We start from the raw sequence: 24,440 nt of genomic DNA, 5'->3' as shown, positions 1-24,440 counted from the left end.
CGCGAACGCCACGGCAAAGCGTGGCGCAGCACAAATGGTTTACAGCCAGTGCCCGGTTTTAGCGGGCACTTTTGTCGGTATTACTTATCGAACAGATAATGGTTTACCAGGTTTTCCAACAACTCTTGATGCCCGCTGTGGTGCTGCGGCGCCAGGTTATGCTGAGTCGCATAGTGCGCGATGTCGGTCAGGGTCATCTGGCCTGTGAGGATCTGCTGGCCCAATTCGCCGTTCCAGCCGGCGTAGCGTTTCGCCACGCGTTTATCCAGCTCGCCGTCTTCAATCATGCGCGCCGCAACTTTCAGCGACAGCGCCATAGTGTCCATCGCGCCGATATGGCCGTAGAACAGATCGTATTTGTCGGTGCTCTGGCGACGAACTTTAGCATCAAAGTTCAGGCCGCCGGTGGTGAAGCCGCCCGCCTTGAGAATCTCATACATCACCAGGGCGTTCTCTTCTACGCTGTTCGGGAACTGGTCGGTATCCCAGCCCAGCTGCGCATCGCCGCGGTTCGCGTCCACCGAACCGAACAGGCCCAGCGCAATAGCCGTGGCGATCTCGTGGTGGAAAGAGTGGCCGGCAAGGGTGGCGTGGTTGGCTTCAATATTCAGTTTAATCTCTTTTTCCAGACCAAACTGCTTCAGGAACCCGTAAACCGTGGAGGCATCATAATCATATTGGTGCTTGGTCGGCTCCTGCGGCTTCGGCTCGATCAGCAGGGTGCCCTGGAAACCAATTTTGTGTTTGTGTTCAACCACCAGTTGCATAAAGCGGCCAATCTGCTCGCGCTCCTGACGCAGATCGGTATTAAGCAGGGTTTCGTAGCCTTCGCGACCGCCCCACAGAACGTAGTTTTCACCGCCCAACTTGTGGGTCGCATTCATTGCGGTGACTACCTGAGTCGCCGCCCAACTAAAGACTTCCGGATCGGGGTTCGTCGCCGCCCCTGCGCCATAACGCGGGTTGGTAAAGCAGTTTGCCGTCCCCCACAGCAGTTTAACGCCGCTCTGCTGCTGTTTTTCCGCCAGTACGTCCACCATCTGCGCGAAGTTGTTGCTGTACTCTTTCAGCGAAGCGCCTTCCGGAGAAACGTCGACATCATGGAAGCAGTAATACGGCACATTCAACTTATGGAAAAACTCAAATGCCACTTCGGCTTTACGTTTCGCCATTTCCAGCGCTTCGCCCGGCTGCTGCCATGGACGATCGAAGGACCCCACGCCAAACATATCCGCGCCATTCCAGCAGAAAGTGTGCCAGTAGCAGGCAGCGAAACGCAGGTGGTCTTCCATGCGTTTACCCAGTACTAATTCATCCGGATTGTAGTGACGGAAAGCCAGTGGGTTAGTCGATTTCGGGCCTTCATAACGAACGCGATCGAGTTGATCGAAATAGGTCTGCATAGAGAACTCCATATTCAGGGGTGCGGCGAGTAACAAGTTATACGTCAATATAGAATTCCACTTTCGCCTTCCTCAATTACGTTATTTCACACCGCCATTGAGAGAATCCACAAACGTGCGCCAGCTCGCAAAAATAATTCCTCTCCACATCATTTATGGAATCCTATGATGGATGTGAAATGAAATAACCTGCATACTCTTGAATAAAATACGATCGCGGTCATAAATTACAAAACAAACTAAATTTCATAATGCGAAAATAAGAACAGGTAATTGCCAGCCCTCGCTTCCCCGTTAAGAATCTGCAACGTATCTGCAACCTGAAGTTTATTCCTGTACGCCTTACCTACCCTTTGAAAAGGTATCGTTATTATGAAGATAAAGAACCTTTGCCTTACGCTCTGCGCCTCATCGCTCCTTCTCGCCAGCATGGCGGGCATGGCTAAAGCAGTTAAGATTGGGATGGCCATCGACGACCTTCGTCTGGAACGCTGGCAAAAAGATCGCGATATTTTCGTCAATAAAGCGGAATCATTAGGTGCCAAAGTATTTGTGCAATCCGCCAATGGCAACGAAGAAACGCAAATGTCGCAAATTGAAAATATGATCAATCGCGGCGTCGATGTTTTAGTAATTATTCCTTACAACGGCCAGGTGCTCAGTAACGTTATTAAAGAAGCGAAGCAGGAGGGAATTAAAGTCCTCGCCTACGATCGCATGATTAATAATGCTGACATCGATTTTTATATTTCTTTCGACAATGAAAAAGTCGGTGAAATGCAGGCCCAGAGCCTGGTCGACAAAGTACCGCAGGGTAATTATTTCCTGATGGGCGGCTCGCCGGTGGATAATAACGCCAAACTGTTCCGCGCCGGCCAGATGAAGGTGCTCAAACCTTATGTTGATGACGGCAAAATTAAGATCGTCGGCGATCAGTGGGTCGACGGCTGGCTGCCGGAAAATGCGTTAAAAATCATGGAAAACGCGCTGACGGCGAATAACAACAAAATTGACGCGGTAGTGGCTTCCAACGATGCGACCGCCGGTGGCGCTATCCAGGCGCTAAGCGCCCAGGGGCTGGCGGGTAAAGTCGCCATTTCCGGGCAGGATGCCGATCTGGCTGGCGTGAAACGTATTATTTCCGGCACGCAGACAATGACCGTTTATAAACCGATTACCACGCTTGCCACTAGCGCTGCCGAAATCGCCGTTGAATTAGGCAATGACCAGCAACCCAAGGCTGACGCCACGTTGAATAACGGCTTAAAAGATGTCCCCTCGCGCCTGTTAACGCCAATTGAAGTCAATAAAGAGAATATTGACGCCACGGTGATTAAAGACGGTTTCCACAAAAAGAGTGAACTGTAATGGCTGACGCCCCGCCTCGGGGCGTCATTTTCGTCCTGCCGGATATCGCTTTTGCGGAGTCTCTATGTCCTGGTTACTCGAAATGAAGAACATCACCAAAGCCTTCGGCGCGGTTAAGGCCGTGGATAACGTCAGCCTGCGGCTGAATGCCGGGGAAGTGGTGTCGTTATGCGGTGAAAATGGTTCGGGGAAATCAACGCTGATGAAAGTGCTGTGCGGGATCTATCCTCACGGCAGCTACGAAGGTGAAATTATTTTCGCTGGCGAGACGTTACAGGCGAATCATATTCGCGATACCGAGCGTAAAGGTATCGCCATTATTCACCAGGAGCTGGCGTTGGTGAAACATCTCACGGTGCTGGAAAATATCTTTCTCGGCGCCGAGGTCTCACGCCATGGCCTGCTGGATTACGAAACCATGACCCTGCGCTGCCAGAAGCTATTGGCGCAGGTGAATTTATCGATCTCGCCCGATACCCGCGTTGGCGATTTAGGCCTGGGCCAGCAACAGCTGGTCGAGATCGCCAAGGCGCTAAATAAACAGGTACGTTTGCTGATCCTCGATGAACCCACGGCATCATTAACCGAACAAGAAACCGCGACGCTGCTGGCGATTATTCGCGATCTGCAAAACCACGGCATCGCCTGTATTTATATTTCGCACAAGCTCAATGAAGTTAAAGCTATCTCCGACACTATCTGCGTAATACGTGACGGCCAGCATATTGGCACCCGCGACGCCAGCGGGATGAATGAAGATGACATCATCACTATGATGGTCGGGCGCGAGCTCACTGCGCTGTACCCAAATGAACCACATAGTCATGGCGATGAGATCTTGCGGGTCGAGCATCTCACCGCCTGGCACCCGGTTAACCGTCATATCAAGCGCGTCAACGACGTGTCGTTTTCCCTCCGCCGCGGCGAAATCCTTGGCATCGCCGGGTTAGTCGGCGCCGGGCGCACCGAGGCGGTACAGTGTCTGTTTGGCGTCTGGCCGGGGCGCTGGCAGGGAAGCATCTTTATCGACGGACAGCCGGTGACGATTAACAACTGCCAACAGGCGATTGCCCATGGCATCGCCATGGTGCCGGAAGACCGCAAAAAAGACGGCATCGTGCCGGTGATGGCTGTCGGCAAGAACATCACTCTCGCGGCGTTAAACCAGTTCACCGGCCCGGCAAGCAGCCTCGATGACGCCGCGGAGCAGCATTGCATTCAGCAGTCGATTCAGCGGCTGAAAATCAAAACGTCATCGCCGGATCTGGCGATTGGCCGCCTGAGCGGCGGCAATCAACAAAAGGCGATTCTGGCCCGCTGCCTGCTGCTCAATCCGCGCATTTTAATCCTCGATGAACCAACCCGCGGCATCGATATCGGTGCGAAATACGAAATCTACAAGCTTATCAATCAACTGGTGCAGCAAGGCATCGCCGTCATCGTGATCTCATCCGAACTGCCTGAAGTGCTCGGGCTGAGCGATAGGGTGCTGGTGATGCACGAAGGCAAGCTTAAGGCCGATTTGCATAATCAAGGTCTGACCCAGGAACAGGTGATGGAAGCCGCACTGAGGAGCGAACGCCATGTCGAAAAACACGTCGTCTGAAATCAAACTTACGCCATCCGCCCCTGCCGTTTTTCCGGCGCTGAAAGGGCTCAATCTCCAGGTTTTCGTGATGATCGCCGCGATTATCGCCATTATGCTGTTCTTTACCTGGGTTACCGACGGCGCCTATCTGAGCGCGCGTAATATCTCCAACCTCCTGCGGCAAACCGCCATCACCGGCATCCTCGCCGTCGGCATGGTGTTCGTGATCATTTCGGCGGAAATCGATCTGTCCGTCGGCTCGATGATGGGGCTGCTCGGCGGCGCGGCGGCGATTTTCGACGTCTGGCTCGGCTGGCCGCTGCCGCTCACCATCCTCGTTACGTTGGTCATGGGGCTGTTGCTCGGCGCGTGGAACGGATGGTGGGTCGCCTATCGCAAGGTGCCCTCTTTCATTGTTACCCTTGCCGGCATGCTGGCGTTTCGCGGAATTCTGATCGGTATTACCAACGGTACCACCGTCTCGCCCACCACGCCGGCGATGTCGCAAATCGGCCAAAGTTATTTACCGGACGGCATCGGCTTTGGTATCGGCGTTATTGGCATGGCGGCCTTTATCATCTGGCAATGGCGCGGGCGGATGCGCCGGCAGGCGTTAGGGCTGGCGACCACCAGTTCTGGCGGCGCCGTTGGCCGTCAGACCATCACCGCAGTTATCGTGCTGGGCGCTATCTGGTTGCTCAATGATTATCGCGGCGTGCCGACGCCGGTGCTCATACTCGCCGCCCTGCTGCTGGCAGGCATGTTTATGGCGACCCGCACCGCTTTTGGCCGTCGTATCTATGCCATTGGCGGCAATCTGGAAGCGGCCCGCCTCTCCGGGATTAACGTCGAGCGCACCAAGCTGGCAGTCTTCGCTATTAACGGCCTGATGGTCGCCATCGCCGGGTTGATCCTCAGTTCGCGACTGGGAGCGGGTTCGCCTTCCGCCGGCAATATCGCCGAACTGGACGCCATCGCCGCCTGCGTGATTGGCGGCACCAGCCTGGCGGGCGGTATCGGCAGCGTGGCAGGGGCCGTAATGGGGGCGTTTATTATGTCGGCACTGGATAATGGCATGAGCATGATGGACGTCGCCACCTTCTGGCAATACATCGTTAAAGGCGCCATTTTACTGTTGGCGGTCTGGATGGATTCGGCTACCAAGCGGAGAACATAACGGTATCACTATGAAAAATGCCCGAATAACTTGCGCCACCGCCAAACTTCGCCAAAAGGCGCTTGAAATAATTCGGGCATTAGCCGGTATTGTATGACCGGGGTAAGAGCAGGAATATCATCTATGTTTGAAAAGCGTCACCGCATTACGCTGTTATTCAACGCCAACAAAGCCTATGACCGTCAGGTGGTTGAAGGCGTTGGCGAATATCTGCAGGCATCACAGCTGGAATGGGATATTTTTATCGAAGAGGATTTTCGCGCGCGTATCGAAAACATCAAAGAGTGGTTGGGCGATGGCGTTATCGCCGATTACGACGACCCGGAGATAGAAAAGCTGCTGGCGGATGTCAAAGTGCCAATTATCGGCGTCGGCGGCTCCTACCATAAGCCAGAATGCTATCCGCCTGTTCACTATATCGCCACCGATAATGCCGCGCTGGTCGAAAGCGCATTCCTGCATCTGAAAGAAAAAGGCGTGAACCGTTTCGCTTTTTACGGGCTACCGACCTCCAGCGGCAAGCGGTGGGCGATGGAGCGCGAACACGCCTTCAGCCAGCTAGTCGCCAAAGAGAAATACCGTGGCGTGGTCTATCAGGGGCTGGAGACCGCGCCGGAGAACTGGCAGCATGCGCAAAATCGGCTCGCCGACTGGCTACAAACGCTGCCGCCGCAAACCGGCATTATCGCCGTGACCGATGCCCGGGCACGTCACGTCCTGCAGGCCTGTGAGCTGCTGCATATTCCGGTGCCGGAAAAATTGTGCGTCATTGGCATCGATAACGAAGAACTGACCCGCTACCTCTCCCGCGTCGCGCTCTCTTCCGTGGCGCAGGGTACCCGGCAGATGGGCTACCAGGCGGCGAAACTTCTGCATCGATTACTGGAAAACGAAGCGCTACCGCTACAGCGGCTGCTGGTGCCGCCGATGCGCGTCATTGAGCGACGCTCCACCGATTATCGCTCGCTCACCGACCCTGCGGTGATTCAGGCGATGCATTATATCCGCAATCACGCCTGCAAAGGCATCAAGGTTGAGCAGGTGCTCGACGCCGTCGGCATCTCTCGCTCTAATCTGGAGAAACGCTTTAAAGAAGAGGTCGGCGAGACCATCCACACGGTGATCCACAGCGAAAAGCTGGAAAAAGCGCGCAGCCTGCTGGTCTCCACCACGCTATCGATAAACGAAATTTCGCAGATGTGCGGTTATCCGTCGCTGCAGTATTTCTATTCAGTGTTTAAGAAAGAGTACGACGTGACGCCGAAAGAGTACCGCGATCGGCACAGTGAAGTGATGATGTAGCAGAAAAGAAAAATGCCCGGGCTTACGCACCGGGCATTGATGATTACATATGAGCGGCAATTAGGCGCTGATTGTCCTGATACATAGCGAAGAGATAGTTGTTATAGCTCGACCCTTTCGTCGAGTACCCCTTCAACTTGTGGATCATCGCGCTGGCAGTCACTTCCTGGTCCGTCTTACGCAGCTGTGCGCGAGACTTACGGAAGGATGAATAAGCCGGATGCGTGTTAAGGTTTCTCACGTAAGCCTGAACCGACTGCTCGACCGATTCAAACTGGGAGTAGCCTTTCATCGCACCGCGACAATTGCCGCCGCCGCACTTCATACCAAACAGGTTGTTGTTGACGCGCGCCAGCTTCGAGGTGCCCCAACCGCTTTCCGCCGCCGCCATGGTCGCCACCATGCTGTTTGGAATAATGTCGACGCGCTCAAGCAGCGAGTTCCATGGTATACGGCGAGTATTGCCAGACCACTTCACTTTATAACGTGAGGCGATATCTTTCAGACGCGCCTGCTCGCTCGGCGACCAACGGCCGTCGTATTGCTTAGAGACAAGCCAGTTACGATCTGCCGTGATCGCTTGATTTTGCTTTGTAATGTAAGGCATAACCGTCCGGAGAAACGCTTTTTTCCTTGGTGTCCCGGAAGGGTATTTTCGCAAATCAGGAAGTGAACTGCTCTTTACACTATTGCGAGAATACTCTTGTTTACTGCTAACCTTGATACTACTTGGCTTCTTTACTTTCTTAACTACTGAGGCTTTATGACTCTTTGTTGCTGTGTGCGTTGTCGCCAACACACTACCTGAAAATATACAGGTAAGTAACATGAGTATCGCAGCCCCATATCGTCGCATGGGAATCGATATCATTAGGTCTCCTGGTCGGATTTACTCATTCCAACACCTTGTTTTTCGCAAAAAATCGATAGTTGAATCGCGAATAGTATCAAAAATACCCAGAGAGAGCATCAAGAGAAATAGTCCAATTCCGAATTGCTGTCACCTGAAATCGGTTTCTGCACCGTCGCGAATGCGCAGAAATGCTATCTCCGTCTCATTTATAGCTCATTTTTTGAGCTAAATCACTCACCCCTTTTCATCCTCCCCGCAAAATTACCGGCGGGATGATTTCAACCTTATGGCGCGCAGACACACTGTGATAAAAACCACTAACAGGACTCCAGCATGAAACTCGCTGCGCTTGCCTCGCTACTGCTGCCCGGGATGGCCTTTGCCGCCTGGACAACCGCTGACTTCCCCGCCTTTACTGAACAGGATGCAGGCCGTTTCACGACGCAAAATGAGGTGACGAAGGGTACCCGCCCTTTGCGGATAAGTTTTGACCAACAGTGCTGGCAGCCTGCGGGGGCGATAAAACTCAATCAGATGCTGTCGCTGGAACCCTGCCGGGATACGCCGCCGCAGTGGCGCGTGTTCCGTGACGGGCGCTATACGCTGGAAGTCGATACCCGCTCCGGTACGCCAACGCTGATGCTGTCGCTGGCGGAACAGCACACTACCAGTACGCAGCCGCTGCTGCGCCAGTGCCCCAAATGGGATGGTAAACCGCTGACGCTCGACGTCGGCCAAACGTTCGCTGAAGGAAGCCAGGTCCGCGATTTTTATAGCGGTAATATCGCCACGGTGAAAGCGGGCAAAATCACGCTGCGGCCCGCCGCTGGTAGTAATGGGCTCCTGCTGCTTGAACAAGCGAATAGCGCCGCCAGCGCGCCGTTTAACTGGCACAACGCCACGATCTATTTTGTCCTGACCGATCGCTTCGTCAACGGCAATCCGGCCAACGACAACAGCTACGGGCGCCATAAAGACGGTATGCAGGAGATAGGCACCTTCCACGGCGGCGATTTACAAGGGCTGACCAGCAAGCTGGATTATCTTCAACAGCTTGGCGTCAACGCGCTATGGATAAGTTCACCGCTGGAGCAAATTCACGGCTGGGTCGGCGGCGGCACCAAAGGCGACTTTCCCCACTACGCCTATCACGGTTACTACACCCAGGACTGGACCCGTCTTGACGCCAACATGGGTGACGAAGCCGATCTTCGGCAACTGGTTGATGAGGCCCATCGGCGCGGTATACGCGTGCTGTTTGATATCGTCATGAATCACGCCGGTTACGCCACGCTCGCCGATATGCAGGAATTTCACTTCGGTTCGTTGTACCTGAAAGGCGATGAACTGAAAAAAACGCTTGGCGAGCGCTGGACCGATTGGGAACCGGCGTCGGGGCAAAGCTGGCACAGCTTCAATGATTACATCAACTTCAGCGATAAAGCAGGCTGGGAACAATGGTGGGGGAAAAAATGGATCCGCACCGATATCGGCGACTACGACAATCCGGGTTTCGACGATTTCACCATGTCGCTGGCGTTCCTGCCGGACCTGAAAACCGAATCGACGATCCCTTCTGGCCTGCCAAATTTCTATCGTCACAAGCCAGATACCGCCGCCAAAGAGATAGCCGGCTACACGCCGCGGGACTATCTGACCCACTGGCTTAGCCAATGGGTACGCGACTACGGGATTGACGGTTTCCGCGTCGATACCGCGAAACACGTCGAACCGGACGCCTGGCAGCAGCTCAAAACGCAGGCCACGGCCGCGCTGGCGGAATGGAAAAAAGCGAATCCGCAGAAAGCGCTGGATGATGCGCCATTCTGGATGACCGGCGAGGCCTGGGATCACGGCGTAATGCAAAGCGACTACTATCGCCACGGCTTCGACGCGATGATTAATTTCGATTATCAGGATCAAGCGGCGAAAGCAGCAAACTGTCTTGCAAACATGGACGCCACCTGGCAGCAGATGGCGGACAAGCTGCAGGGTTTCAACGTGCTGAGCTATCTCTCCTCGCACGATACCCGCCTGTTCCGCGAAGGCGGCAGCCGGGCGGCGGAACTGTTATTACTCGCGCCAGGCGCCGTGCAACTCTTCTATGGCGATGAATCTTCGCGCCCGTTCGGCCCCACGGGCTCCGACCCGCTGCAGGGTACCCGCTCCGATATGAACTGGCAGGATGTTGCCGGCAGCGCATCCGATAATGTCGCGCACTGGCAAAAAATCGCCCAATTCCGCGCCCGCCATCCGGCCATTGGTATGGGTAAACAACAGACGCTGACGCTAGAGCAGGGCTATGGTTTCGTGCGTGAAAGCAGCGCTGATAAAGTGATGGTTGTCTGGGCCGGACAGCAATAGCAGTCGCTTACCGGGCTCCTTGCCGCTGGCGGGAGCCTTTTCAGCACAAATTACTAATATCTCCCCTATTAGCAGAACAAAAAATAAATCGCTCCCTCCTGTGCCGATTTGCACCGCGTTGACGCTGGCGTTATGGTAATTCCCTTTCCAGAAGACCAACAGAATATCCGCGATGACATTTTCACTTTTCGGCGACAAATTCACCCGTCATTCAGGCATCACCCGCCTGATGGAAGACCTCAATGACGGCCTGCGCACACCGGGCGCGATCATGCTGGGCGGCGGCAACCCCGCGCAAATCCCGGAGATGAATGAATACTTCAATAGCCTGCTGGCCGATATGCTGGATAACGGCAAAGCCCTTGATGCGCTTTGCAATTATGATGGTCCGCAAGGGAAAAGCGAGCTTCTGACCCTGCTTGCGCAAATGCTGCGCGAAGAATTAGGTTGGGAGATCGAACCACAGAATATTGCTCTAACAAATGGCAGCCAGAGTGCATTTTTCTACTTATTTAACCTGTTTGCCGGCCGCCGTGCCGACGGCACCACCCGCAAAGTGCTGTTCCCGCTGACGCCAGAATATATCGGCTACGCCGATTCCGGGCTGGAAGAGGATCTGTTTGTCGCCACCCGTCCCAACATTGAGCTGCTGCCGGAAGGCCAGTTTAAGTATCACGTGGACTTCGAACATCTGCAGATCACCGAAGAGACGGGGATGATCTGCGTCTCCCGGCCAACCAACCCGACCGGCAACGTCATTACCGACGAAGAGCTTATTAAGCTGGATGCCCTCGCCAATCAGCACGGCGTCCCGCTGGTTATTGATAACGCCTATGGCGTGCCTTTCCCGGGTATTATTTTTAGCGAAGCGCGCCCGCTGTGGAATCCGAACATCGTGCTGTGCATGAGCTTATCCAAGCTCGGCCTGCCGGGCACGCGCTGCGGCATTATCATCGCCAACGAGAAAATCATTACCGCCATCAGCAATATGAACGGCATTATCAGCCTCGCTCCGGGCGGCATTGGTCCGGCAATGATGTGCGAAATGATTAAGCGTAAAGACCTGCTGCGTCTGTCGGAGACGGTGATTAAACCGTTCTATTATCAGCGTGTTCAGGAAACTATCGCTACCATTCGCCGCTATTTGCCGGAAGAACGCTGCCTGATTCATAAACCGGAAGGGGCGATTTTCCTCTGGCTGTGGTTTAAGGATCTGCCGATCTCCACCGAGCTGCTGTATCAGCGCCTGAAACAACGCGGTGTGCTGATGGTGCCGGGCGATTACTTCTTCCCGGGGCTGGACAAGCCGTGGCCGCATACGCATCAGTGCATGCGCATGAACTACGTGCCGGACCCGGAGAAAATCGAGGCGGGAGTGAAAATTCTTGCCGAAGAGATTGAGCGCGCCTGGCAGGAGCAAGACGCCTGATGGTGTTTCCCGGCCATGACTGACCGGGAACATCCGATTACATTGCCTGCGCCGCCCAACGGCGGCGCTCGGCGCTTAATCTTTCCAGCTCGGCGGGCTCAATACAGCGCAGCGCCTGAGTCGGACAGGCCGCTACGCACGCCGGCCCCGTTTGCCGGTGCGCGCACAGATCGCACTTCAGCGCCTGCACGCCTTCGTCGGTCAACATCACCGTCATCGCCCCATAAGGGCACGCCACCATACAGCTTTTACAACCAATGCACAGGCGTTGATCGATTCGCCAGACGTCGCCTTCATGGCGTATTGCCTCTTCCGGGCAGACGTTCGCGCAGGGCGCATCCTCGCACTGACGGCACAGCGTCGCCGTTGATAGCTCATCGCTCTTAACCACCCGAATCCGCGGCGCAAAGCGTCTTGCAGAAACGGTAGAACAATCTTGATCCTGCTGATGCGACACCACGCAGGCCACCTCGCAGGTTCGGCAGCCGATACACTTTTGCGCATCGGCGATAATAAACCGGTTCATCCTCAACTCCATTCGGGATAAAAACGCAGCGTGCCAGAAAAGCCCCGCTACGCGCTTTGATCCTGAATGGAATCAGCAACGTTTTAGGCAAATGCGACATCAAATTTGGGTAAAACCGGGGGGAATGGCGCTTCACCCGGCGGCGTATCGCCGCCGGGGAGTTTTTAGGATTACATCGCGGCGCGGAAAATCGCCATGATTTCTTCGTGAGTCGCCTGAATCGGATTGGTTAAACCGCAGGCATCTTTCAGCGCGTTGCTGGCCAGCAGCGGGATATCCTCTTCTTTAACGTTCAGATCGCGCAGACCGGCCGGGATGCCGACTTTACGCGCCAGCTCGCGGATAGCCGCGATGCAGGCTTCCGCGCCCTGCTTATCGTTCAGCCCGGCAACGTTCACGCCCATTGCCTGCGCGCAGTCACGCAGACGCGCGGCGGCGACGCTGCAGTTGTACTCCTGCACAAACGGCAGCAGTAAGGCGTTGCAGACGCCGTGCGGCAGATCGTAGAAGCCGCCCAGCTGGTGCGCCATTGCGTGGACGTAGCCCAGCGACGCGTTGTTGAAGGCCATACCGGCAAGGAACTGCGCATAGGCCATCGCTTCACGCGCCTGTTCATTGCCGCCATCTTCCACTGCGTGAGTTAAATTCTGCGAAATCATGGTCATCGCTTTCAACGCGCAGGCATCGGTGATCGGCGTCGCCGCGATAGAAACATAGGCTTCGATAGCGTGAGTCAACGCGTCCATACCGGTGGCGGCGGTCAGCGATTTCGGCATCCCCATCATCAGCGAGGAGTCGTTAACCGACAGAACCGGCGTCACGTGCTTATCGACAATCGCCATTTTGATGTGGCGATCGACATCGGTAATGATGCAGAAGCGGGTCATTTCGGAAGCCGTACCGGCGGTGGTATTGATAGCGATCATCGGCAATTGCGGTTTTGCCGAACGGTCCACCCCTTCATAGTCACGGATGTTTCCGCCATTTGCCGCGACCAGCGCGATACCTTTCGCGCAATCGTGCGGGGAACCGCCGCCCAGGGAAATCACGCAGTCGCAGTTATTCTCTTTCAGCAGCGCCAGACCGCTTTCGACGTTCAGAGTCGTCGGGTTCGGGTGCACGCCGTCATACACCACGCTGAAAATATCCCGCTCCTGTAACGCCTTTTGTACTTCACCCGCCATACCTAATTTATTCAGCATCGCGTCGGTGACAATTAATGCCCGACGATATCCGTATTGCTGGATAGTATTCATCGCTTCAGTAACAGAACCAGCGCCAATAACGTTTACTGGCGGAATATAAAAAGTCGATGCAGCCATGATGATTCCTTCATTTAGGTGAATATCATGGAAGGGTACGAGGATGTCGAAATAAAAAACATGACCTGAACGCCATTTATGGCAAGAAATTTGATGAAAAACAGTACGTTAATATTTTCATTTTTAACGTACTGTTAAACATTACCGGCTTAATTTTTCATTTGCGTGATTATTCGCCGTTTTTATTTTCAGGGAATAACAGCGCATCGCGAAGTAGATGATCGTTGCCCCGACGGCGGGTAAAGCCAATGCGGTCGAAATATTCGAGAATTTGAATCGCCAGTTTACGGCCAATATTCAGCGTATCGCGAAAATCCGCCGCGCAGGTGGAACCACGCTGCAGATCCAGGCGGCGGATCAATTGCGCAAATTCAACAATCCGATCGTTGCGATAATAACGATCTTTCACGATCGCCGTAATCATCCCCTGCTGCGCCGCCTGGCGCAGCACCGCGCGCATCAACGACTCTTCGACGTTCAGATCGCGCGCCAGATCGCGCACCCACCATGGCTCATCGGCGAAGAGCGATTCCGCACGCTGCCAGATGGCCTGCTGCTCATCGGTAAACCCGGCTTTATGTTCCGGCAGGTGCAGCCAGCCGTGATGGCTTTGAATGACGCCGCTGCTGCGCATCTGTTCAATCAACAACAGCACCAGCGCTTCATCTTCCATCGGCAGCGCAATCCGCCGCAGACGTTCACGCCCCGGCCCCGGCTCATCGCGATGCTGGTCGTGATAACGGGCCAGCGCGTCGAGCAGTTTTTTCTGCCAGCGGGCGGCCAGCGGCGCACTAAGCAGGCTATTCCCGGCCTGCAGGTAGTCCGGACGGTTAATTAATGCCGTCAGGCCGTCGGCGCTCAGCTGCCGCGCCCAGGCAAACTCGTCAAGACGCACCGCATCGCGCTGCAGATGAATATCCAACGCCTGCGCATCGTCGCCCTGCGCTGCCGCCAGCGTGTAAAGCCATTGCAGATACTCCGGCTTGCGTTTACCGCGGCGCGGCGGATTCAGCGTCACCACCCGCGCGCCGGCCAGCGTCAAACGAGCGGAGATATCGCGCAACACCAGACGATCGTTATCCGCCAGCCACAGCGGCGTATCCAGCACCAGCTCGGCCAGATTGCCTTCCAGTAACGAAACGCGGCCAGTGATATGACTGGCGGCATGGTGGATATGCAGCGACTGCCACTGGCTGAGCGGCGCGTGACAGGTGAGCTCGACGATCGCCCGCTCGCAAGGTTCTGCGGGCTGCGCCGAGAGCAGCCAGTCGCCGCGGCTGAGATCCTCTTTTTGCGCGTCGCCGACGATGTTCAACGCGATACGCTGCCCGGCCCGCGCCTGTTCAACCGGCTGATTCTGCGCATGTAGCCCGCGGACGCGCATGGGTTTATTGGCGCCGGTCAGCCAGAGGGTATCGCCGATTTTTACCTCGCCGGATAACGCCGTCCCGGTCACCACCAGCCCCGCGCCCTTAACGGTAAAGGCGCGATCCAGCGCCAGACGAAAACGCTGCTGTTGCGGATGCGCGCGCTCGGTCAGCTGGAGCAAATGGCTGCGCAGTTCGGCAATGCTGAGGTTTTCCGTCGCCGCGGTGGCGAAGAAAGCCACGTCGTCGAACCCCAGCTCGCTCAGCGTGGATTCCACCTGTGCCCGGACTTCGGCAACCCGCGCCGCGTCCACGCGGTCCGTTTTGGTCAACGCAACGGTTAACGTCGGTTTTCCCGTTAACTGCAGAATTGCCAGGTGCTCGCGGGTTTGCGCCATCACGCCGTCATCGCAGGCCACCACCAGCAGCGCGTGATCGATCCCGCCCACGCCGGCCAACATGTTGGACAAAAACTTTTCATGCCCCGGCACATCGATAAAACCCAACACCCGGCCATCAGGCTGCGGCCAATAGGCGTAGCCGAGATCGATAGTCATACCGCGTGATTTCTCTTCCGGCAGACGATCGGCGTTGACGCCGGTAATCGCCTGCAGCAGCGTGGTTTTGCCGTGGTCCACATGTCCGGCGGTGGCAATAATCATCTCAATAACATCTCCATAAACCGGGGTTCATCTTCAAGACAGCGCAGATCCAGCCATAAGCGGCCATCATAAATTCTGCCGATCGTCGGTATCGGCAAGGCGCGCCAGCGGGCGGCCAGCGCTTCCAGCTGGCTGCCGCGACCATCGCGCGGCGTAAAGGTTAACGCGGCGCTGGGCAGTCGGTCGACCGGCAACGACCCGCTGCCGATTTGCGATAAACACGCTTCGACGCGCACGTCAAAATCGCTATAGTGCGCCGCCAGCCGAGGCTGAATGCGCTCGCCCTGCTGGCGAATATCTTCGGCGCGGCGGGTTAGCAGGCGCAGCGTCGGCAGCTCGTCGGCCAGCGCCTCCGGATGTAGATACAGCCGCAGAGTCGCCTCCAGCGCCGCCAGCGTCATTTTATCCGCCCGCAGCGCACGCTTAAGCGGATGACTCTGTAACTTAGCGATCAGCGCCCTGTCGCCAACGATAATCCCCGCCTGCGGTCCGCCGAGCAGCTTATCGCCGGAAAAGCTCACCAGGTTCACGCCCGCCGCAATCAGTTCCTGCGGCATCGGTTCTTTCGGCAAACCGTACTGGCTCAAATCCACCAGCGAACCGCTGCCGAGATCGGCCACCACCGGCACGCCATATTCGCGGCCAATTTCCGCCAGCTCCGCCTCATCAACCGCTTTGGTAAAGCCTTCAATGCTGTAGTTGCTGGTATGCACTTTCATCAGCAGCGCAGTCTGCTCATTGATAGCCTGACAATAATCTTTGGCGTGGGTGCGGTTAGTGGTGCCCACTTCATGCAGCAGACAACCGGCCTGGCGCATGACGTCGGGGATGCGAAATGCGCCGCCGATCTCGACCAGTTCGCCGCGCGAGACCACCACTTCTTTCCCGCTGGCCGTCGCCGCCAGCATCAGCAACACCGCCGCCGCGTTGTTATTGACGATACAGGCATCTTCCGCGCCGGTAATGCGGCACAGCAGATCGGCCAGCGCCCGGTCGCGATGACCGCGTCCGGCATCGTCGAGATCGTATTCCAGCGTGACCGGCGCGCGCATCGCCTGCGCCACCGCCTGTACCGCGGCTTCCGCCTGGATAGCGCGCCCCAGATTGGTGTGCAGCACGGTGCCCGTCAGGTTGAATACCGGACGCAGCGCGCTCTGCTGACTAAGGTTCAGCCGGCTGGCGGTCTCCTGCGGCCAGTCGTCGCACCACTCTGGCAATGCCTGCGCCTGGCGGATATGTTTCCGCGCCTCATCCAACATCTGGCGCAGAAGCGCCACGATTTGCGAATGGCCATGGCGATCGAGCAGTAAAGCAAAAGCGGGATCGCGAAGTAAACGGTCAATGGCCGGAAGCCGGGTATAAAGCGCGCGAGTATCGGTAGACATGAGTGAACCTGACGATAAGTTATTTTCCCCCCTCCCGACGGGAGAGGGAGTCAACAATGAGTGGCGATTGTAACGCCTGCGCGAGGAAACTGTTACCTGCCTGGGTCAACTCCCTGGCGGTTCGGTACGGGCAAAACTGGATCGCTGAAACAACGTCTCGACCAGTTTGACCAGTTTTGGCCGCGTCGCGCACCAGCCGGGCGCCACGCGACGAAAATTCAGATAAGCAATAGCGCAGGCGGCAGTAATGGTCGCCAGATTCAGCTCACCGTGACGCAAGGTACCGTCGGCGGCGTACCCTTCCAACATATCAAGGCCGCGAGCGATTTTTTCCCGCTGGCGGAGCAGTTCGGTTTCTGACTGCTGGGCCGCCGGACGCGCTTTTTCCCGCACCAGTGCGATCGCCGCCTCCATGATGCCGTCAGACAAGGCTTCCAGTTGGCGCATCTTCAGCGCCGCCAGAGGTTCCGCGGGCAGCATCGCCGGCGCGACGTTTAGCAGTTCCAGATATTGCGCAATAATGGGCGAATCAAACCAGCACGCGCCGTCATCGGTCAGCAACGCCGGGACTTTTCCCAGCGGGTTGTACTGCGCCACACCGTTGACGTCGTTATAGGGGAATTCGTTCACAAACTCGAAGGGGATCGCCTTTTCCAGCAAGATAACGGAAATTTTGCGTACAAAAGGACTGGTATAGCTGCCGATCAGTTTCATTGCCTGCTCCTTTCGCCAACGAAAAGATCAGTATGGTTCAGGCGCAGGCAAATGGCAGGCGCGACGTTGTCTCAACCTGCCGCCGATCGCATTAATGATCGAGATAGAGGTAGTGCATCCAGCTGGTCATGCGCAGCAGCACTTTTCTCATCACCGACACGTGGGTGAAATGGTCGGAATAGACCGCCACTTGGGCGTAGATGCCGTCGGGCAGCGCATCGACCTGCGCATCGGGATCCAGTTCAATTGTCGCCAGCACGCCATCGCTACCCGGCGTGACGCTCAGCGACTGCAGCGAACCCTGCGCCTGATAAGTCCCGCCCGGCACCACCGGCAATACGTTGACCAGTTTACCGTGGAATACCTGACCTGGCAGGGCGTTAAACACCGCTTCGGCATCATCGCCGGCCTCCAGCCTGAGCAACGAGTTCTGGCGGAACTGGGCGACAATTAGCCGTTTCTGTTGCGGAATAAAGACCATCACCGGGCGCAGCGGCAGCGACGCGGCGTAGGTTCCCGGGCGAATCAGCACCTGGGTAATGTAGCCATCGCTCGGCGCCCGGACGGTGGTCTGATCGAGGTTATATTTCGCTTCCGCCAACTGCGCGCGCAGGCTCACCACCTGCGACTGTTCGCCATTCAGCGTGCTATCCAGCTGGCTCTGAATCTGCGCCTGCTCGGCAACCGAGGCTTTCACCAACGCATCCTGGGCAAGATAGTTTTGCCGCGCATTATCGATATCGCTTTCCGAAAATGGGTTGACCCGCGCCTGGCTGCCTTTCAAATAGCGCTGATAATCTTTATACAGCCGGTCGCGCTCGGCGGAGACGCGCACGGTGTTCGCCTGCGCTTCCTGCAGTTGGGCTTTCAGGGTATTGATACTGTGCAGAGCGGTGACCAGATCGGCCTGCAGCCTGTCGACACGCGCCTGGTAGCGCGCCGGGTCGATAGTAAATAGTACCTCGCCCTTTTTCACCCGCTGGTTGGCTTTATCGGTCACGCTGCTAACAATGCCGGTAACCTGCGGCGTAATAGGAATAGAAATAACCGCTTTCTGCGCAGTAAAAGTATAAGGGTGGTTATAGTTCATTAATAAAATAAGCGCGCTAACAATAAATACGCCGCCCAGGGCCGCGGTCGGGACCGTCCATTTATTTACCGGAATACGGAATATTTTAAATACCGACCACGCAATGGCCACGTACGTCAAAATGATCAACAGGTCCATGATTATTTCTCCGTCGAGGATGGCGGCGCTGTCGGCTGCAGATGCGCGATTTTATGTTCGAGTTCAGCGATACGCTGATTGAGCTGCGCCAGCTCGCTGTCAGCGCCATCAGTCCCTGCGTCATTCGGCTTATGCTGCATTCCCCAGCCGCGCTCCGGCTGATAGAGGGTGGCCCAGATCCATAAAAATGGCCATATTACGTGCAGCGTAAACAGGCTGACCCACCCCGCGACGTGAATTGCGTCAGAGTGCGGATGATTACGTTTCTTCGCAATCAGGTACGGAATATCGTGCAAAATAATAATCCCGTAAAAAATAACCAGGAAAACGAAGATTAGAACGCCCAGCGCAAAATAATTGAGAAACATAATTTCCTCGATTCACGCTAATAGATTATTGGAATTGTGAGCGCCGACGAAGCGGCGGCTGGCTGACAATTTGAGCATAATTCACCGTTTTCATTTCCGCCATCAGCGGCAAAAAATGTTCTTCGCGCAGGCGGGTTGCAAAGTTACATCGTTGGCCGCTGGGGAAAGCAGAACCTGCGGCAGATCACACCTGGCGGAATTGAGCGCAAAATATTTTGTGATGCTCATCACAAACAAATAACAAAATCGCAAAGTTATAATGTGACGAATATCACATAAATATGCGATTCAGGAGCTTTCATGGCCTGTTGTTGTTTTTTTACACATCATTTTTGTGATGATGATCACTACATATAAGCACCAGACACCTATATTTATGTGATCAAAATCACATAAAAAGCCGCTCGCTGGACAGCTTAACGATTCAGTGCCAGATTTCGCACTATCAATCAGGGTCCGGCTACCTCTGCCGCCACATTAACAACAAACCTCGGGCGTTCAGCCTGCGCGATAAGCAAAACAGAAGAAGGGGTGTTTTATGTCATCCGATATCAAGATCAAGGTGCAAAGCTTTGGTCGTTTCCTCAGCAATATGGTGATGCCGAATATCGGCGCGTTTATCGCGTGGGGGATTATCACCGCGTTATTTATCCCAACAGGGTGGTTGCCGAACGAGACGCTGGCGAAGCTGGTCGGCCCGATGATCACCTACCTGCTGCCGCTACTGATCGGTTATACCGGCGGTAAGTTGGTTGGCGGTGAACGCGGCGGCGTCGTCGGCGCTATCACCACCATGGGCGTTATCGTCGGCGCGGATATGCCGATGTTCCTCGGCTCAATGATCGCCGGCCCGCTCGGTGGCTACTGCATTAAGAAATTTGACGCCTGGGTAGACGGTAAGATCAAATCCGGTTTCGAAATGCTGGTGAATAACTTCTCCGCCGGCATCATCGGGATGATCCTTGCCATTCTGGCGTTCCTCGGCATCGGCCCGGCGGTTGAAGTGCTGTCAAAACTGCTGGCGGCTGGCGTTAACTTCATGGTGGCGCACGACATGCTGCCGCTGGCGTCTATCTTTGTTGAACCGGCGAAAATCCTGTTCCTCAATAACGCGATTAACCACGGTATCTTCTCGCCGCTGGGTATTCAGCAGTCCCATGAGCTTGGCAAATCCATCTTCTTCCTGATTGAAGCTAACCCGGGTCCGGGGATGGGCGTTCTGCTGGCGTACATGTTCTTTGGCCGCGGCAGCGCGAAGCAGTCTGCGGGCGGTGCGGCAATCATCCACTTCCTGGGCGGTATCCACGAAATTTACTTCCCGTACGTGCTGATGAATCCGCGTCTGATTCTGGCCGTTATCCTCGGCGGTATGACCGGTGTCTTCACCCTGACTATCCTCAACGGCGGCCTGGTTTCCCCGGCTTCCCCGGGTTCCATTCTGGCGGTACTGGCGATGACGCCAAAAGGCGCCTACTTCGCTAACATCGCGGCCATTATTGCGGCGATGGCGGTCTCCTTTATTGTCTCCGCCATCCTGCTGAAAACCAGCAAAGTGAAAGAAGAAGACGATATCGAAGCCGCAACCCGTCGCATGCACGACATGAAAGCCGAGTCCAAAGGCGCGGCGACGCCGTTGGCGGCGGGCGACGTGGCTAACGACCTTAGCCACGTGCGTAAAATCATCGTTGCCTGCGACGCCGGTATGGGTTCCAGCGCCATGGGCGCCGGGGTACTGCGTAAGAAAGTCCAGGATGCCGGACTGAGCAATATCTCTGTCACTAACAGCGCGATTAACAACCTGCCGCCGGATGTCGACCTGGTGATCACCCACCGCGACCTGACCGAGCGCGCCATGCGCCAGGTACCGCAGGCACAGCATATTTCGCTGACCAACTTCCTCGACAGCGGTCTGTATACCAGCCTGACCGAGCGTCTGGTAGCGGCGCAGCGCCACATCGACAACGAAGTAAAAGTCACCGATAGCCTGAAAGATAGCTTTGATAATACTGACAAAAACCTGTTCCAGCTGGGTGCGGATAACATCTTCCTCGGGCGCAAAGCGGCGACCAAAGAAGAGGCCATTCGCTTCGCCGGTGAACAATTGGTGAAAGGCGGATACGTTGAGCCGGAATACGTGCAGGCGATGCTCGACCGCGAGAAGCTGACCTCAACCTATCTTGGCGAATCTATCGCGGTACCGCACGGTACCATTGAAGCGAAAGACCGGGTACTGAAAACCGGCGTCGTCTTCTGCCAGTATCCGGAAGGCGTGCGCTTCGGCGAAGAAGAAGATGAAGTCGCGCGTCTGGTCATCGGTATCGCCGCCCGCAACAACGAACACATTCACGTTATCACCAGCCTGACCAACGCACTGGATGATGAAACCGTGATTGAGCGGCTGGCGAAAACCACCAGCGTCGAAGAAGTCCTATCGTTGCTGAATAAATAACCACAACGCTCCATACCCTCTCCCTTTGGGAGAGGGTTGGGGTGAGGGAAAAGCCTCACCCCAGCCCTCTCAGGTAAAAACATTAATTGAAGGTTAATACTATGAAAGCATTACATTTTGGCGCAGGTAATATCGGACGTGGCTTCATTGGCAAACTGCTGGCTGACGCCGGTATCTCCCTTACGTTCGCCGATGTTAATCAGGTGGTCCTTGATGCCCTGAATGCCCGTCATAGCTATCAGGTCCACGTGGTGGGTGAAAACGAACAGGTTGATACCGTCTCCGGCGTGAATGCCGTCAGCAGCATTGGCGATGAGGTGGTGGATCTGATCGCCGATGTCGACCTGGTGACCACCGCGGTCGGCCCCGTCGTTCTGGAGCGTATCGCCCCTGCCATCGCCAAAGGCCTGGTGAAACGTAAAGCGCAGGGTATTGAACGCCCGCTGAATATCATCGCCTGCGAAAACATGGTACGCGGCACCAGCCAGCTGAAAGGCCATGTGTTTAACGCGCTGGCGGAAGAGGACAAAGCGTGGGTTGAAGCGCATATCGGCTTCGTCGACTCCGCCGTAGACCGCATCGTGCCGCCGTCGGCTTCCGCCACCCACGATCCGCTGGAAGTCACCGTTGAAACCTTCAGCGAATGGATTGTGGATAAAACCCAGTTTAAGGGCGAGCTGCCGAACATCCCAGGAATGGAATTAACCGATAACCTGATGGCATTTGTCGAGCGTAAGCTATTCACCTTAAACACCGGGCATGCTATAACCGCCTACCTCGGGAAACTGGCGGGCCATCAAACGATTCGCGACGCGATTCTCGATGAGCACATTCGCGCCGTCGTGAAAGGCGCAATGGAAGAGAGCGGCGCGGTGCTGATTAAACGCTACAGCTTTGATGCGCAGAAACACGCGGCTTATATCCAGAAGATCCTCGGTCGCTTTGAGAACCCGTATCTGAAAGATGATGTGGAGCGCGTCGGCCGCCAGCCGCTGCGTAAATTGAGCGCGGGCGATCGTTTGATCAAGCCGCTGCTTGGCACGCTGGAATACGGCCTGCCGCACCGGAACCTGGTAAAAGGGATTGCCGCGGCCATGCATTTCCGCAGCGAAGACGATCCGCAGGCTCAGGAACTGGCGGCGCTGATTGCCGAAAAAGGGCCACAGGCCGCGCTGGCGCAGATTTCCGGTCTGGATGCGGCAAGCGCTGTAGTGGCGGAAGCCGTTAACGACTACAACGCGGTAAAATGATGTACAACCTGGCGCGGCCGATGCCGCGCCCAATACCACTCCTGTCAGATATGCAGGCAATAATGGAAGAAACACAGGCATTTGAAAACCGCGTACTTGAGCGTTTAAATGCTGGTAAGACCGTAAGAAGTTTCCTGATAGCCGCCGTCGAACTCCTGACGGAGGCGGTCAATATTCTGGTGCTTCAGGTATTCCGCAAAGACGATTACGCGGTGAAATACGCAGTGGAGCCATTGCTGGACGGCAGTGGGCCGCTGGGCGATCTTTCCGTACGCCTGAAGCTTATCTACGGCCTTGGGGTGATAAGCCGCGCCGAATACGAAGATGCCGAGCTATTGATGGCCTTGCGTGAAGAGCTCAATCATGACGGCAATGAGTACGCTTTCACCGACGATGAAATTCTCGGGCCGTTAGGCGAGCTGCACTGCGTCGCCGCGCTTCCGCCAACGCCGCTGTTTGATGAGAGCGATAAGGAACTGCTGGCAATGCAGAAACTGCGCTACCAGCAGATGGTACGTTCTACAATGGTGTTGTCTCTGACTGAGCTGATTTCCCGAATCAGCTTAAAAAAAGCCTTCCAGAAATCAACGCTCTGACTCCGCTTCTTGCTGGTCGCACGTCGGCCGGTACAGCTGCCGGTAATACTCCAGACGACTCAGAAATAGCGCTTTTTTATCCTCAGGAATATCGCGCGGTATCCGCTGTAAACGCGGGCATTTTTTCAGATATTCCATAAACGCCTGGCTCGAGGCCATGAAATCTACCGTTTTATCGATGATACGTGGTACGCCGTCGCCGATTTTCGCCATCACGCTCTCCTCTGTTCAGGGGGATCTGATTAAGGATTGGCGAAAAAAAGGGAGCAAGTTGAGGAAAACGTGCTGAATGGTCGTCAGGCTTCACAAAAATGATAAACAGCTTAATTAAAATTACAATATCGCTACTATTCAGATAGTTATAATATATCAGGTCTCATGCTTACGGCGGTGAAGCCACGAGTATTTCGATAAAAAACTATCAACAAAGGCCCGCCCGGCCCATACTATGTAACGTCGAAGCCCCTTTATTCACAGATAAAATTACCATGAAAGAAGTCGAAAAGAATGAAATCAAGCGTTTGAGCGACCGTCTCGACGCCATCCGCCACCAGCAGGCCGACCTGTCGCTGGTCGAAGCCGCCGATAAATACGCGGAGCTGGAAAAAGAAAAGGCGACCCTGGAAACGGAAATCGAACGCCTGCGTTCCGTTCAGTCGCAGAAGCTGAGCAAAGAAGCGCAGAAACTGATGAGCATGCCGCACCGTCGCGCCATCACCAAAAAAGAGCAGGCCGATATGGGCAAGCTGAAGAAAAGCGTGCGCGGACTGGTTGTCGTCCATCCGATGACCGCGCTGGGCCGTGAAATGGGCCTTAAAGAGATGACCGGCTTCGCGAAGAGCGAGTTTTAATCTTTTGCCGCTGTGAGTTTGTCGTCTTTTACCCGGTAGCCCTACCGGGCCGTGAACTCACAGCCAATTTCCCCTTCCCCGCCAAATTGGCCCAACCAATTATTTCTTAAACCGTCAATCGGTTCACATATCCATCAATTTGCATCACAAACGCGTTGCCATGCCATAACATTTGGTTAACCATCAATTGTCGTTAACCCTACAATCGCAATTTGGCTGGGCCAATTTTACAAACAGT

20 protein-coding genes are annotated in these 24,440 nt (G+C 55.4%); 10 read left to right on the top strand and 10 right to left on the bottom strand.

The annotated features are described in order from the left end of the window. Positions 1-80: 80 nt before the first annotated feature. Complete coding sequence (gene xylA / locus ABLV08_RS05565) at positions 81-1,403, bottom strand: xylose isomerase (RefSeq protein WP_015703780.1); 1,323 nt, start codon at positions 1,401-1,403, stop codon at positions 81-83. Between the two features lie 372 nt (positions 1,404-1,775). Between xylA and xylF the strand changes: the two genes are divergently transcribed. From xylF to xylR, 4 genes are all read left to right on the top strand, one after another. Beyond that, positions 1,776-2,771: a D-xylose ABC transporter substrate-binding protein gene (gene xylF, locus ABLV08_RS05560; RefSeq protein WP_348855641.1), complete on the top strand. Its 996-nt coding sequence runs from the start codon at positions 1,776-1,778 to the stop codon at positions 2,769-2,771. A gap of 64 nt (positions 2,772-2,835) precedes the next feature. Next, on the top strand, positions 2,836-4,377 hold the full coding sequence (locus ABLV08_RS05555; protein ID WP_015703783.1) for a xylose ABC transporter ATP-binding protein: 1,542 nt from the start codon (positions 2,836-2,838) through the stop codon (positions 4,375-4,377). Next, positions 4,355-5,536, top strand: coding sequence for a xylose ABC transporter permease XylH (xylH, locus tag ABLV08_RS05550; protein ID WP_015369203.1), 1,182 nt, complete (start codon positions 4,355-4,357; stop codon positions 5,534-5,536). The genes ABLV08_RS05555 and xylH overlap by 23 nt, the downstream gene beginning before the upstream one ends. A 123-nt stretch (positions 5,537-5,659) precedes the next feature. Beyond that, entirely contained in the window at positions 5,660-6,838 is a 1,179-nt protein-coding gene (xylR, locus tag ABLV08_RS05545) for a D-xylose utilization transcriptional activator XylR (RefSeq protein WP_015369202.1), read from the top strand. 43 nt (positions 6,839-6,881) lie between these two features. On the opposite strand, the gene ABLV08_RS05540 is transcribed toward xylR, so the two are convergent. Further along, positions 6,882-7,709: a protein bax gene (locus tag ABLV08_RS05540; RefSeq protein ID WP_020077703.1), complete on the bottom strand. Its 828-nt coding sequence runs from the start codon at positions 7,707-7,709 to the stop codon at positions 6,882-6,884. Positions 7,710-8,024: 315 nt separating this feature from the next. Here ABLV08_RS05540 and ABLV08_RS05535 point away from each other — a divergent pair, with 315 nt between their 5' ends. Both ABLV08_RS05535 and avtA read left to right on the top strand, forming a co-directional pair. Continuing rightward, complete coding sequence (locus tag ABLV08_RS05535) at positions 8,025-10,055, top strand: alpha-amylase (RefSeq protein WP_348855640.1); 2,031 nt, start codon at positions 8,025-8,027, stop codon at positions 10,053-10,055. Between the two features lie 172 nt (positions 10,056-10,227). Then, a complete protein-coding gene (gene avtA, locus ABLV08_RS05530) occupies positions 10,228-11,484 on the top strand; it encodes a valine--pyruvate transaminase (protein ID WP_015369199.1) in 1,257 nt (418 codons plus the stop codon). Between the two features lie 37 nt (positions 11,485-11,521). On the opposite strand, the gene ABLV08_RS05525 is transcribed toward avtA, so the two are convergent. The 7 genes from ABLV08_RS05525 to ABLV08_RS05495 form a co-directional block, all read right to left on the bottom strand. Continuing rightward, complete coding sequence (locus ABLV08_RS05525) at positions 11,522-12,010, bottom strand: 4Fe-4S binding protein (protein WP_348855639.1); 489 nt, start codon at positions 12,008-12,010, stop codon at positions 11,522-11,524. Positions 12,011-12,180: 170 nt separating this feature from the next. After that, on the bottom strand, positions 12,181-13,332 hold the full coding sequence (yiaY, locus tag ABLV08_RS05520) for an L-threonine dehydrogenase (protein WP_348855637.1): 1,152 nt from the start codon (positions 13,330-13,332) through the stop codon (positions 12,181-12,183). Positions 13,333-13,501: 169 nt separating this feature from the next. Then, positions 13,502-15,361, bottom strand: a complete 1,860-nt coding sequence (gene selB / locus ABLV08_RS05515) for a selenocysteine-specific translation elongation factor (RefSeq protein ID WP_015703786.1) — start codon at positions 15,359-15,361, stop codon at positions 13,502-13,504. Then, positions 15,358-16,746: an L-seryl-tRNA(Sec) selenium transferase gene (gene selA, locus ABLV08_RS05510; protein WP_348855636.1), complete on the bottom strand. Its 1,389-nt coding sequence runs from the start codon at positions 16,744-16,746 to the stop codon at positions 15,358-15,360. Before selA ends, selB begins: the two co-directional genes overlap by 4 nt. A gap of 105 nt (positions 16,747-16,851) precedes the next feature. Continuing rightward, complete coding sequence (locus tag ABLV08_RS05505) at positions 16,852-17,460, bottom strand: glutathione S-transferase (protein ID WP_015369194.1); 609 nt, start codon at positions 17,458-17,460, stop codon at positions 16,852-16,854. Positions 17,461-17,551: 91 nt separating this feature from the next. Beyond that, positions 17,552-18,688: an HlyD family secretion protein gene (locus ABLV08_RS05500; RefSeq protein ID WP_015369193.1), complete on the bottom strand. Its 1,137-nt coding sequence runs from the start codon at positions 18,686-18,688 to the stop codon at positions 17,552-17,554. 2 nt (positions 18,689-18,690) lie between these two features. Beyond that, on the bottom strand, positions 18,691-19,056 hold the full coding sequence (locus tag ABLV08_RS05495) for a DUF3302 domain-containing protein (protein ID WP_015703788.1): 366 nt from the start codon (positions 19,054-19,056) through the stop codon (positions 18,691-18,693). 538 nt (positions 19,057-19,594) lie between these two features. Between ABLV08_RS05495 and mtlA the strand changes: the two genes are divergently transcribed. The 3 genes from mtlA (at position 19,595) to mtlR (ending at position 23,351) form a co-directional block, all read left to right on the top strand. Beyond that, positions 19,595-21,505, top strand: coding sequence for a PTS mannitol transporter subunit IICBA (gene mtlA / locus ABLV08_RS05490; RefSeq protein WP_015369190.1), 1,911 nt, complete (start codon positions 19,595-19,597; stop codon positions 21,503-21,505). A 101-nt stretch (positions 21,506-21,606) separates the two neighbouring features. Next, on the top strand, positions 21,607-22,755 hold the full coding sequence (gene mtlD, locus ABLV08_RS05485; RefSeq protein ID WP_015703789.1) for a mannitol-1-phosphate 5-dehydrogenase: 1,149 nt from the start codon (positions 21,607-21,609) through the stop codon (positions 22,753-22,755). Beyond that, on the top strand, positions 22,755-23,351 hold the full coding sequence (gene mtlR, locus ABLV08_RS05480) for a mannitol operon repressor MtlR (RefSeq protein WP_020077694.1): 597 nt from the start codon (positions 22,755-22,757) through the stop codon (positions 23,349-23,351). Before mtlD ends, mtlR begins: the two co-directional genes overlap by 1 nt. Here mtlR and ABLV08_RS05475 read toward each other — a convergent pair. Beyond that, positions 23,340-23,564, bottom strand: coding sequence for a hypothetical protein (locus ABLV08_RS05475; protein ID WP_015369187.1), 225 nt, complete (start codon positions 23,562-23,564; stop codon positions 23,340-23,342). The genes mtlR and ABLV08_RS05475 overlap by 12 nt on opposite strands. 275 nt (positions 23,565-23,839) lie before the next feature. On the opposite strand from ABLV08_RS05475, the gene ABLV08_RS05470 reads away from it, so the two are divergent. Next, positions 23,840-24,202 carry a YibL family ribosome-associated protein gene (locus ABLV08_RS05470; RefSeq protein ID WP_015369186.1) on the top strand — a complete coding sequence of 121 codons (363 nt, stop codon included), beginning with the start codon at positions 23,840-23,842 and terminating at the stop codon, positions 24,200-24,202. The last annotated feature ends 238 nt before the right edge of the window (positions 24,203-24,440 follow it).

The organism is Klebsiella sp. CN_Kp088 (assembly GCF_040064335.1).
Taxonomy (GTDB): Bacteria; Pseudomonadota; Gammaproteobacteria; order Enterobacterales; family Enterobacteriaceae; genus Klebsiella; species Klebsiella aerogenes.
This window is presented reverse-complemented; position numbering and strand designations above follow the sequence as displayed.